The organism is Streptomyces sp. NPDC088762 (assembly GCF_044750905.1).
Lineage (GTDB): Bacteria > Actinomycetota > Actinomycetes > Streptomycetales > Streptomycetaceae > Streptomyces.
In genome coordinates this window covers 200,782-212,768 of sequence record NZ_JBIVKT010000004.1, presented here as the reverse complement: position 1 = coordinate 212,768, position 11,987 = coordinate 200,782, and the positions used below count along the sequence as shown (strand labels likewise).

The window sequence follows — 11,987 nt, the reverse complement described above, 5'->3', positions numbered from 1 at the left end:
TGCAATGCGGTCATGGAGACCGCGACTTCGCTGGTGATCACTCAACTGGCGGGATACCTCCGGGGGTTGACCCAGAGGCTGGATCCCGGGGCAGGCTGGTACGGGGAGTTCCTGCGCCGGGATCCGGAGGGCGTGCAGGCCTGTCTCGACGGGGTCGCGATCCCGCCGTGGGACGTACTGGAATCCCTGCTGAGGGACTTGGCGGCGGCGTGGGGCGCGGAGCCGGCCGCCCGGGAGACCGCCTACGCGGCGCGGCTGCGGGGTGCGGCGGTCGCCGCGTGGGACAGGCTGCCGGGCGGGGCGGAGGAACTGCGGACCATGCTGGCGGAGTCGGCCGCCCGTAGGGCCGAGTCGGAGGCGACCCTGCGCGCCCTCAGCGCACGACTCGGCACCACCACCGACCCGGCCGCGGCGGACGCGCTGTCCCGGGAGCTCGCCTGGACCCAGGACGACGCCGCCCGCGCCACCTCCCGCCACGCGGACCTGACCTCCCGCCTGTCGGCGCTCCACGCCCCCGGCCGGCCGACCACCGGCCCTGCCCCGGCACCCCCTGCGCCCGGCCTCCCCACCACCCCACCCGCAGCCCCGCACCACCCCGGCCCGCCACGGCCCACCGGGCCGAAGCCGGCCGACCCGTCCCCCGGGCCCCCTCGGCAGCAGTGGCCCACGGGGCCGAAGCCGGCCGACCCGTTCCCCGGGCCCTCTCGGCAGCAGTGGCCCACGGGGCCGAAGCCGGCCGAGCCGTCCCCCGGGGCTCCTCGGCAGGAGTGGCCCACGGGGCCGAAGCCGGCCGAGCCGTCCCCCGGGGCTCCTCGGCAGGAGTGGCCCACGGGGCCGAAGACGGCCGACCCGTTCCCCGGGGCCCCTCGGCAGGAGTGGCCCACGGGGCCGAAGACGGCCGAGCCGTTGCCGGGGCTGCCCCGGCAACGCGTCCCGCAGGCCGAGCGGCAGCCCGTCGGGCGCGCCGAGGGGCGATGGCTGCGCGGTTCGCGGCGGACCGGGGGAGCCCGATACGCGGGCTCCCCGCCTCCCGAAGCCCCGGTCTTCACCCCACCCCCGGGCCACCCGGGCGGCGCCGGCACACCCCCGTCCCAGGCCGGCTTCCCCGCCCCGCGCGGCGCCCGCTTCGGCCGCCCCGAGCCCCGAACCCCCGCCCGCGCATCCGAGCCCGGGTCGACCGGGGGTGCCCAGGCCGCTTCGTACGCCGCGGGTTCCGGTGGGGCCGGGCGTGTGCCGGGGCGCCCCCGCAGGGCGCCGAACGCAGTACCGCTCCCACTCTCCGACCCCTGGCCACGTTCGGCGCCCGAGGAGGTGCCCCGGCGCGCGCCCGGCCCCACCGGAACCACCCCGGCGGCCCCCGGGACCCCGGACACCCCCGGGACCCCGGACACCCCCGGCACCACCGCCCAGGCGGCCCCGGCCCCCGCAGTCCCCACCCCGGCTGCCCCCGGCGACGCCGGCCGAGCCGAGTTCCCCGCCGGGAGTGCGGAGGCCCGGACCACGCGGGACGCCGTCGGGGAGCTGGTCGCGCTGCGCGCGCAAGGGCGGGGCGGCGAGGCGCACGCCCTGCTCTGCGAGGCCGCGGGCTGGCCCGCAGAGCGGCTGCCCGGGCTCGCCGCGGAGCTGGCCCGCGCCGGGCTCGCGGCCGACTGGGGCACCCTGCTGTGGGAGGCGGCCTCGCTGCCCCCCGACCGGCTCGCCGCGGCCGCCGCCGCCCTCGGCGAGGCCGGCCGGGAGGCCGACAGTGACCGCATGCTCCGTCAGGGCCTCTCCCGTCCCACCTCCGAGATCGCCGACGCGGCCCTCGCCCTGGACGCGGCCGGCCGCCCCCGGGAGGCCGCCGCCCTGCTCGACGCCTTCCTCCGGGCCCGCACCGCGGAGGAGGCGGCCGACCTCGCCCGCCGCGACCCCGGCCGGTTCGCCCCGCGCCTGCTCGACGCCGCCGCCTCCCTGTCCGCGACCCACCACCGGGACCTGGCCCACGCCCTCCGCGTGGCCGGCATCGCAGCGGCGTAAACCGCCCGTCTCCTGACCGCAAACGACCACGGGACGACCTAACCTGATCAACTACTCCAACCGCGCACGGCGCTCTTGCCCCACGCTGTGACGAGGCCTACGTTCTACTCCCTACGTACTCCGTCTACGTGCGTAGAACCGGCGTTCCCGTCGCCCGTCGCCCGTCGCGAGGAGCAGCTCATGGCCCAAGTCGTCCGCGCCGCGCTGGTCCAGGCCACCTGGACCGGAGACACCGAGTCGATGATCGCCAAACACGAGGAGCACGCCCGCCGGGCCGCCGCCCAGGGCGCGAAGGTCATCGGCTTCCAGGAGGTGTTCAACGCCCCCTACTTCTGCCAGGTCCAGGAGCCCGAGCACTACCGCTGGGCCGAGCCCGTCCCCGACGGCCCGACCGTCCGCCGCATGCAGGACCTCGCCCGCGAGACCGGCATGGTGGTCGTGGTCCCCGTCTTCGAGCGGGAGAGCGAGGGCTTCTACTACAACACCGCCGCCGTCATCGACGCCGACGGCAGCTACCTCGGCAAGTACCGCAAACACCACATCCCCCAGGTCAAGGGCTTCTGGGAGAAGTACTACTTCCGCCCCGGCAACCTCGGCTGGCCCGTCTTCGACACCGCCGTCGGCCGGGTCGGCGTGTACATCTGCTACGACCGCCACTTCCCGGAGGGCTGGCGGCAACTGGGGCTGGCAGGAGCCCAGTTGGTCTACAACCCGTCCGCCACCCACCGCGGCCTCTCCTCGCACCTGTGGCAGCTGGAACAGCCCGCCTCCGCCGTCGCCAACGAGTACTTCGTCGCCGCCATCAACCGCGTGGGCCGGGAGGAGTACGGCGACAACGACTTCTACGGCACCAGCTACTTCGTCGATCCGCGCGGCCAGTTCGTCGGTGAGCTCGCCAGCGACAAGGAGGAGGAACTCCTGGTCCGCGACCTCGACTTCGGACTCATCGAAGAGGTCCGCACCCAGTGGGCCTTCTACCGCGACCGCCGCCCCGACGCCTACGGAGGACTCGTACAGCCGTGAGCAACCCCATTCCCCTGCACAGCCGCCACCGTTCCGTCCTGCCCGAATGGCTGACGCTCTACTACGACCGCCCCATCGAGCTGACCCACGGCGAGGGCCGCCACGTCTGGGACGCCGACGGCAACCGCTACCTCGACTTCTTCGGCGGCATCCTCACCACCATGACCGCCCACGCCCTGCCCGAGGTCACCAAGGCCGTCTCCGAACAGGCCGGACGGATCATCCACTCCTCCACCCTCTACCTCAACCGGCCGATGATCGAGCTGGCCGAGCGGATCGCCGCCCTGTCCGGCATCCCCGACGCCCGGGTCTTCTTCACCACCTCCGGCACCGAGGCCAACGACACCGCCCTGCTGCTGGCGACGGCGTACCGCCGCTCCAACCAGATCCTGGCGATGCGCAACAGCTACCACGGCCGGTCCTTCTCCACCGTGTCGATCACCGGCAACCGCGGCTGGTCCCCGACCAGCCTCTCGCCGCTCCAGACCTACTACGTCCACGGCGCCGTCCGCACCCGCGGCCCCTTCGCGCACCTCTCCGACGCCGACTTCACCGCCGCCGCCGTCGCGGACCTCGAAGACGTCCTCGGCCAGGCCCGCGGGGGAGTGGCCGCCCTCATCGCCGAGCCCGTCCAGGGCGTCGGCGGCTTCACTTCCCCGCCCGACGGCCTCTACGGCGCCTTCCGCGAGGTCCTGAACCGCCACGGCATCCTCTGGATCAGCGACGAGGTGCAGACCGGCTGGGGACGTACGGGCGACCACTTCTGGGGCTGGCAGGCCCACGCCCAGAGCGGCCCGCCGGACATCCTCACCTTCGCCAAGGGCATCGGCAACGGCATGTCCATCGGCGGGGTCGTCGCCCGCGCCGAGGTGATGAACTGCCTCGACTCCAACTCCATCTCCACCTTCGGCGGCTCCCCGGTCACCATGGCGGCGGGCAACGCCAACCTCGCCTACCTGCTGGAACACGACCTCCAGGGCAACGCCCGCCGCGTCGGCGGCCTCCTGCTGGAGCGGCTGCGCGCCATCGCCGCCCACGCGCCCGCCGTACGGGAAGTGCGCGGCCGGGGCCTGATGGCCGGTCTGGAGCTGACGGAGCCCGGCACCGACCGGGCCGACCCGGACGCGGCCGCCGCCGTCCTGGAAGCCGCCCGCGCGGGCGGTCTGCTCCTCGGCAAGGGCGGCGGGTACAACACCAGCGTGCTGCGCATCGCGCCGCCGCTCTCCCTGACCGTCGCCGAGGCGGAAGAGGGCGCCGACATCCTCGAACAGGCGCTCCGCAGCATCGAGTAGGGGGATTCCGATGAGCACCCGCACCCTGATCCGCGACGGCCTGGTCCTCACCGCCGCCGACGAACTGCACGCGGACGTCCTGATCGAGGACGGCCGCGTGGCGGCCCTGGCCGCGCACGGCTCGGCCGCCGCCGAGGCCTGGACGGCCGACCGTACGATCGACGCCAGCGGGAAGTACGTCATCCCGGGCGGGGTCGACGCGCACACCCACATGGAGCTCCCCTTCGGCGGCACCTCCGCCTCGGACACCTTCGAGACCGGGACCCGGGCCGCCGCCTGGGGCGGCACCACCACCATCGTCGACTTCGCCGTGCAGAGTGTGGGCCGGCCCCTGCGCGCCGGGCTCGACACCTGGTACGACAAGGCCGACGGCCACTGCGCCGTCGACTACGCGTTCCACATGATCCTCTCGGACGTCAACGAGGGCACCCTGAAGGAGATGGACCTCCTCGTCGGGGAAGGCATCACCTCCTTCAAGCTGTTCATGGCCTATCCGGGTGTGTTCTACAGCGACGACGGGCAGATCCTGCGCGCCATGCAGCGGGCCTCCTCCAACGGCGGGCTGATCATGATGCACGCCGAGAACGGCATCGCGATCGACGTCCTCGTCGAACAGGCGCTGGCTCGCGGGGAGACCGACCCCCGCCACCACGGCGAGGTCCGCAAGGTGCTCCTCGAGGCGGAGGCCACGCACCGTGCCATCCAGCTGGCGCGCGTCGCCGGCTCCCCGCTGTACGTCGTCCACGTCTCGGCCGAGGAGGCGGTGGCCGAGCTCGCCGCGGCCCGCGACAAGGGCCTGCCCGTCTTCGGGGAAACCTGTCCGCAGTACCTGTTCCTGTCCACCGACAACCTCGCCGAGCCCGACTTCCAGGGCGCCAAGTACGTCTGCTCCACCCCGCTGCGCCCCCGCGAACACCAGGCGGCGCTGTGGCGGGGGCTGCGGACCAACGACCTGCAGGTGGTCTCCACCGACCACTGCCCCTTCTGCTTCCGCGGCCAGAAGGAGCTGGGCCGCGGCGACTTCTCCAAGATCCCCAACGGGCTGCCGGGGGTGGAGAACCGGATGGACCTCCTCCACCAGGCCGTCCTGGACGGGCACATCAGCCGCCGCCGCTGGATCGAGATCGCCTGCGCGACCCCGGCCCGGATGTTCGGCCTGTATCCCCGCAAGGGCACCATCGCGCCCGGTTCCGACGCCGACATCGTCCTCTACGATCCGCACGCCGAGCAGGTCATCTCCGCCGAGACGCACCACATGAACGTGGACTACTCGGCGTACGAGGGCAAGCGGATCACCGGACGCGTCGACACGGTCCTCTCGCGCGGCGAACTCGTCATCGACCGGCGCGAGTTCACCGGCCGGGCCGGACACGGTGCCTTCGTCCACCGCTCCACCTGCCAGTACCTGTAGGGGTGTCCGGTGGATCAGGGCCGGGCCCGGGTCCGCCCCTGATCCACCGGACACCCCCCAAGCGCACGCAAGGAGCAGCCAGCCATGGATTTCGGCCTCGTCCTGCAAACCGACCCGCCCGCCTCGCAGGTCATCAGCCTGATGCGCCGCGCGGAGCGCAACGGCTTCCGCTACGGCTGGACCTTCGACTCCGCCGTGCTGTGGCAGGAGCCGTTCGTCATCTACAGCCAGATCCTGGAGCACACCCGCAAGCTGCACGTCGGCCCGATGGTCACCAACCCGGGCACCCGCACCTGGGAGGTGACCGCCTCCACCTTCGCCACCCTCAACGACATGTTCGGCAACCGCACCGTGTGCGGGATCGGCCGCGGGGACTCGGCGATGCGGGTCGCCGGGCGCAAACCGAACACCCTGGCCCGCCTCGGCGAGGCCATCGAGGTCATCCGCGACCTGGCGGAGGGCCGCGAGGCGTTCGTCGACGGCAACCCGGTGCGCCTCCCGTGGGTCCGGGACGGCCGCCTCCCGGTCTGGATGGCGGCGTACGGGCCCAAGGCGCTCGCGCTCGCCGGCGAGAAGGCGGACGGGTTCATCCTCCAGCTCGCCGACCTCTACCTCACCGAGTGGATGGTCAAGGCGGTCCGCGAAGCCGCGACGGCGGCCGGCCGCGACCCGGCCGAGATCACCATCTGCGTGGCGGCCCCCGCGTACGTGGGCGACGACCTCGCGCACGCCCGCGACCAGTGCCGCTGGTTCGGCGGCATGGTCGGCAACCACGTCGCCGACCTGGTCGGCCGCTACGGGGAGCACTCCTCCATGGTCCCGGACGAACTCACCGAGTACATCAAGGCCCGCGAGGGATACGACTACAGCCACCACGGCCGAGCCGGGAACCCGTCGACCGACTTCGTCCCCGACGAGATCGTGGACCGCTTCTGCCTGCTGGGACCGGTCGAGGCCCACATCGAGAAACTGCGGGCCCTGCAGGACCTCGGCGTCGACCAGTTCGCCCTCTACGACATGCACGACGCGAGGGAGGCCACCATCGACGCCTACGGCCTGCACGTCATCCCCGCCTTCAGATCCTGACCCCTCCCACCCGAAGGGACGCGCGCGCATGCGGGACCACACGATCGGCCACACCGGCGGCACGGGCGACACCGGCGGCACGGGGGACCGCGTCGAGCTCGCGCCCGGCGACATCCCCTCCGACGGCCGGTTCGCCAACACCGACCTGCTCCCCGTACCGGTCGAGGGCAGGCGCTGGACGACGTACAACTTCACGGCCCTGTGGGTCGGCATGGCGCACAACATCCCCTCCTGGCTGCTCGCCTCCGGCCTGGTGGCCCTCGGGATGGACTGGAAACAGGCCGTCTTCACCATCGCCCTGGCCAACCTGATCGTGCTGGTGCCCATGCTGCTCACCGGGCACGCCGGCCCCAAGTACGGGATCCCGTTCCCGGTGCTGGCGCGGGCCTCCTTCGGAGTGCGCGGGGCCAATCTGGCCGCGCTCATCCGGGCGGCCGTGGCCTGCGCCTGGTTCGGGATCCAGACCTGGATCGGCGGCTCGGGGATCTTCGTCCTGCTCGGCAAGATCTTCGGCGGCTGGGCGGACGCCGGGGAGATCGCCGGCCAGCCCTGGACGCTGTGGCTGTGCTTCGTGCTCTTCTGGGCCCTCGAACTCGCCATCATCTACCGGGGGATGGAGACCCTGCGGCGCTTCGAGAACTGGGCCGCGCCCTTCGTCATCGTCGGGGCCCTGGTGCTGCTGGTGTGGATCGGGGTGAAGGCCGGCGGCTTCGGCGAACTGCTCGACCAGCCGTCCCGGCTCGGCTGGGGCGCGGACTTCTGGCCGGTCTTCTTCCCCTCGCTGATGGGGATGATCGCCTTCTGGTCCACCCTCTCGCTCAACATCCCGGACTTCACGCGCTTCGGAGCCGGACAGCGCTCCCAGATCCTCGGCCAGTCCCTGGGGCTGCCGACGACGATGACCCTCTTCGCGCTGCTGTCGGTCTTCGTGACCTCCGGCTCGGAAGCGGTGTACGGCACGCCGATCTGGGACCCGGTGGAGCTGGTCGGCAAGACCGACAACGTCTTCGGGCTGCTCTACGCCCTGGTGACGGTGCTCGTCGCGACCATCTCGGTCAACATCGCGGCGAACGTGGTCTCCCCGGCGTACGACCTCGCCAACCTGGCGCCCCGGCTCGTCAACTTCCGCAGGGGGGCGCTGATCACGGGAGTGGTCGGCGTACTGATCATGCCGTGGAAGCTGACTTCCACCCCCGAGCTGTACATCTTCACCTGGCTCGGTCTCGTCGGCGGTCTGCTCGGCACGGTCGCCGGCATCCTGATCGCCGACTACTGGATCCTGCGGCGCACCCGGCTGTCGCTGCCCGACCTCTACCGGGCGGAAGGGCCGTACTGGTACGCCAACGGCTGGAACCCGCGGGCGGTCGCCGCCTTCCTCGTCGGCGGCGTCCTGGCCATCGGCGGCTCCCACTCGGCCCCCGGCAAGGGCCCCTTCCCCGAGGACGGCCTGATCCCGCTCCTGCGCCCGCTGGCGGACTACGGCTGGGCGGTGGGCCTGGCGTCGTCCCTGCTCCTGTACACGGCGCTCATGTGGCACAGCCGCCCCTCCCGCTGACCTGCGCCGCGCCGCCGGGACGGGCCGGTTCACCGGAAGTCCACCCGGTGTCCGGCCGGGCGCCGCGGACCGGCGGTGGGGATTGTCGGCGGGGCGTGGTGTGATGGGGGCATGATCGATGAGTTCCTGGCCCAGGGCCTGTCCGACGTGGAAGAAGCCGTCCGCAAGGCGGCGGCGGTCGAGATCATGCCGAGGTTCCGGCAGCTCGCCGAGCACGAGGTGGACCAGAAGAGCGGCCCGCACGACCTGGTGACCATCGCCGACCGCAGGGCGGAGGAGCACCTCACGGCCGCCCTGACCCGGCTGCTGCCCGGCTCGGCCGTCGTCGGCGAGGAGGCCGTGCACGCCGACCCGACCGTCTACGGGGCGCTGCGCGCCGACGCGCCGGTGTGGATCGTGGACCCGGTCGACGGCACGCGGCAGTTCGTGAACGGGGACCCGGCCTTCTGCACCCTGGTGGCGCTGGCCCTGCGCGGGGAGATCCTCGCCTCCTGGACCTACGCCCCGGCCCTGGAGGACATGGCCACCGCCGTGCGCGGGCAGGGCGCGTACGTCAACGGCGAGCGGATCCACAGCGGCTCCCCCGAGCCGGGTGCCGAGCTGCGCGTGGCCATGGCCCACCCGCTGTACACCTCCGAGGCGGACAAGCGGGCCCTGAGCCGCCTGGACGTGCCCGGGGTCGCCGCCCGCCCGTGCGGTTCGGCGGGCCTGGAGTACCTGAGGGTGGCCCGCGGCGAGGTGGACGGCCTGGCCTTCACCTGGCCCTCGGCCTGGGACCACGCGGCCGGTCTGCTGCTGGTCGCCGAGGCGGGCGGGGCGCAGAGCACCGTCGCCGGGGTTCCCTTCCGGGTGGACCGGGACAACGAGCTGCCGTTCGCCGTCGGACGGGACGAGGCCACCGCCGTACGGATCCGGGATCTGCTCCGGGGCGCATAGGGGTTCTCCGGCCGTGGACGCGGTCGGTCCGCCCGGGCGGGCGGAATATGGTGGGAATGCAGGCGCCGCCGGACGAAGGAGTCGCAAGTGCCGTCGATTCTCGATGCGGTCGTGGTGGGGGCGGGGCCCAACGGGCTGACGGCCGCCGTCGAACTGGCCCGGCGCGGCTTCTCGGTGGCCGTCTTCGAAGCCGCCGACACGGTCGGCGGGGGAGCCCGGACCGAGGAGCTCACCCTGCCCGGCTTCCGGCACGACCCCTGTTCGGCGGTGCACCCGCTCGGCGTCGGCTCGCCGGTCTTCGCCACCATGCCGCTGCAGCGGTACGGGCTGGAGTGGCTGCACGCCCCGCTGCCGATGGCGCACCCCTTCGACGACGGCACCGCCGCCGTCCTGTCCCGCTCGGTCGCGGAGACGGCGGCGTCCCTGGGGCCCCGGGACGCGGGCACCTACCGGCGGCTCGTCGAGCCGTTCCTCGGCAAGTGGGACACCCTGGCCCGGGACTTCATGTCCCTGCCGAGCACCGCGCTGCCCCGCGACCCGCTCACCCTCGCCCGCTTCGGGCTGGCCGGACTGCCCCCCTCCACCTGGCTCCTGCGCCGGTTCCGCGACGAGCGGGCGCGCGCCCTGTTCGCGGGGCTCGTCGCGCACGTCATGGCCCCTCTCGACGGGATCGCCACCGGCGCCGTCGGCCTGGTCTTCGCACTCGCCGCGCACGCCAACGGCTGGCCGATGCCGCGCGGCGGTTCGCAGTCCATCTCCGACGCCCTCGCCGCCTACCTGCGTGACCTCGGAGGCGTCGTCCACACCGGCTTCGAGGTCAAACGGCTCGACGACCTCCCGCCCGCCCGCACCTACGTCTTCGACACCTCACCGACGGCGCTGGCCCGGATCGCCCGGCTGGGGCGGGCCTACGACGGCTACCGGTACGGCGCCGCCGCGTTCAAGATCGACTACGCCCTGGACGGCCCCGTCCCCTGGACCGCCGAGGAGCCCCGCCGGGCCGGCACCGTCCAGATCGGCCCGCGCGCCCGCGACATCGACGCCGCCCTCCAGCTCGCCACAGGCGGCCGCGCCCCGCGCAATCCCTTCCTCATCACCGCGCAGCCCAGCCTCGCCGACCCCGGCCGCGCACCGGCGGGCAAGCACGTGTTCTGGGCGTACGGCCACGTCCCCGCGGGCTGGGGCGGAGACCTCACCGACGCCGTCGAACGCCAACTGGAGCGCTTCGCCCCGGGCTTCCGCGACCTGGTCCTGGCCCGCGCCACCGCCGGCCCGCCCGAGATCGCCGCCCGCAACCCCAACTACGTCGGCGGGGACATCGCCTGCGGCGCCGCGTCGGGACTCCAGCTCCTGCTGCGCCCCAGGCTCTCCCTCTTCCCGTACGCCACCGCCCACCCGGCCGTCTTCATCTGCTCCTCGGCGACCCCGCCCGGCCCGGGGGTCCACGGCATGTCCGGGCACAACGCGGCCAAGGCCGTCTGGCGCCACCTGCGAAAGGACTCGTGATGGTCCGCATCACCCTGGTCCGCGGCGACATCACCGCCGAGAAGGCCGACGCGATCGTCAACGCCGCGAACTCCTCGCTGCTCGGCGGCGGCGGAGTCGACGGCGCCATCCACCGGCGCGGGGGACCGGAGATCCTGGCCGCCTGCGAGGACCTGCGCCGCTCGCACTACGGCAAGGGTCTGCCGACGGGCCGGGCCGTCGCCACCACGGCCGGCCGCCTCCCCGCCGAGCACGTCATCCACACCGTCGGCCCCGTCTGGTCCCGCGAGGAGGACCGCTCGGAGCTGCTCGCCTCCTGCTACCGCGAATCCCTGCGGGTCGCCGATGAGTTGGGGGCCCGTACGGTCGCCTTCCCGGCCATCTCCACCGGCATCTACGGGTGGCCCATGGACGACGGGGCGCGGATCGCGGTGCAGACCGTACGGGAGGCCCGGACCGCGGTGGAGGAGGTCCGGTTCGTCCTCTTCGACGAGAAGGCCTACGCGGCCTTCGCCGGCCAGGCCGGCACCGGCACCCCTGAGGGGCCGCCCGCACCCTGAGGGGCCGACCTCCCCGGTGAAGGCCCGCCCTGCGCCGGCCCGTGATCAGCGCGTCCTGCCCGGAGCCGGGCGCGGGTACGTCCTCGACTGCTTGACGCTGCCGAAGGCGAAGCTCGACTCGATCGAGGCGATGCCGGGAATGGCGTGGATCCGGTGGCGCACCAGCGCCTCGTAGGCTTCCAGGTCCTCGATGACGACGCGGAGCAGGTAGTCGCTGCTGCCCGCCATCAGGTAGCAGTCCTGGATGTGCTCGATGACCGCGACGTGCTCCTCGAAGAGCCGGACCGCCTCCGCCGTGTGCCGCTCCAGCCTGATCCGGACGAAGACCGTGACCGGGAGCCCGAAGGCGACCTGGTCGACCATGGCCGTGTAGCCGCGGATGAGGCCCGCCTCCTCCAGGCGCCGGACCCGGCGCAGGCAGGGCGACGGGGAGAGCCGGACCCGGTCGGCGAGCTCCTGGTTGGTCAGGCGTCCGTCGGCCTGCAATTCCCGGATGATCTGCAGATCGACTGCGTCCACGCCCACTCCTTGGCAGATTCTGCCCCAAACGTATGTCCGAGCGGCAGAACTGGCAATCGGCTGCCCCGCCCGAAGCCCTAGCGTTGCCAGGGACGGACCAGACC

10 protein-coding genes are annotated in these 11,987 nt (G+C 73.3%); 9 read left to right on the top strand and 1 reads right to left on the bottom strand.

The genetic code is table 11. From position 1 onward, the window contains the following. Nucleotides 1-12 precede the first annotated feature (12 nt). From ACIP5M_RS12460 to ACIP5M_RS12420, 9 genes are all read left to right on the top strand, one after another. Nucleotides 13-2,016, top strand: a complete 2,004-nt coding sequence (locus ACIP5M_RS12460) for a hypothetical protein (protein ID WP_401195524.1) — start codon at nucleotides 13-15, stop codon at nucleotides 2,014-2,016. A 180-nt stretch (nucleotides 2,017-2,196) separates the two neighbouring features. Continuing rightward, nucleotides 2,197-3,039 carry a nitrilase-related carbon-nitrogen hydrolase gene (locus tag ACIP5M_RS12455; protein ID WP_401195523.1) on the top strand — a complete coding sequence of 281 codons (843 nt, stop codon included), beginning with the start codon at nucleotides 2,197-2,199 and terminating at the stop codon, nucleotides 3,037-3,039. Beyond that, nucleotides 3,036-4,331 (top strand): aspartate aminotransferase family protein, encoded by a 1,296-nt coding sequence (locus tag ACIP5M_RS12450; RefSeq protein WP_401195522.1) that lies wholly within the window; start codon nucleotides 3,036-3,038, stop codon nucleotides 4,329-4,331. The genes ACIP5M_RS12455 and ACIP5M_RS12450 overlap by 4 nt, the downstream gene beginning before the upstream one ends. A gap of 10 nt (nucleotides 4,332-4,341) precedes the next feature. Further along, nucleotides 4,342-5,742, top strand: coding sequence for a dihydropyrimidinase (gene hydA / locus ACIP5M_RS12445; protein WP_401195519.1), 1,401 nt, complete (start codon nucleotides 4,342-4,344; stop codon nucleotides 5,740-5,742). Nucleotides 5,743-5,826: 84 nt separating this feature from the next. Further along, a complete protein-coding gene (locus ACIP5M_RS12440; RefSeq protein ID WP_401195517.1) occupies nucleotides 5,827-6,828 on the top strand; it encodes a TIGR03842 family LLM class F420-dependent oxidoreductase in 1,002 nt (333 codons plus the stop codon). Nucleotides 6,829-6,856: 28 nt separating this feature from the next. After that, on the top strand, nucleotides 6,857-8,383 hold the full coding sequence (locus ACIP5M_RS12435) for an NCS1 family nucleobase:cation symporter-1 (RefSeq protein ID WP_401195516.1): 1,527 nt from the start codon (nucleotides 6,857-6,859) through the stop codon (nucleotides 8,381-8,383). A gap of 111 nt (nucleotides 8,384-8,494) precedes the next feature. Beyond that, entirely contained in the window at nucleotides 8,495-9,319 is an 825-nt protein-coding gene (locus ACIP5M_RS12430) for an inositol monophosphatase family protein (RefSeq protein ID WP_401195514.1), read from the top strand. A gap of 87 nt (nucleotides 9,320-9,406) precedes the next feature. Further along, on the top strand, nucleotides 9,407-10,825 hold the full coding sequence (locus tag ACIP5M_RS12425) for a phytoene desaturase family protein (protein WP_401195511.1): 1,419 nt from the start codon (nucleotides 9,407-9,409) through the stop codon (nucleotides 10,823-10,825). Then, nucleotides 10,825-11,364 carry an O-acetyl-ADP-ribose deacetylase gene (locus ACIP5M_RS12420; RefSeq protein WP_401195508.1) on the top strand — a complete coding sequence of 180 codons (540 nt, stop codon included), beginning with the start codon at nucleotides 10,825-10,827 and terminating at the stop codon, nucleotides 11,362-11,364. Before ACIP5M_RS12425 ends, ACIP5M_RS12420 begins: the two co-directional genes overlap by 1 nt. 45 nt (nucleotides 11,365-11,409) lie before the next feature. Here the strand turns inward: ACIP5M_RS12420 and ACIP5M_RS12415 are convergent, their stop codons facing one another. Next, nucleotides 11,410-11,883, bottom strand: coding sequence for an Lrp/AsnC family transcriptional regulator (locus ACIP5M_RS12415; protein ID WP_401195506.1), 474 nt, complete (start codon nucleotides 11,881-11,883; stop codon nucleotides 11,410-11,412). Between the last annotated feature and the right edge of the window lie 104 nt (nucleotides 11,884-11,987).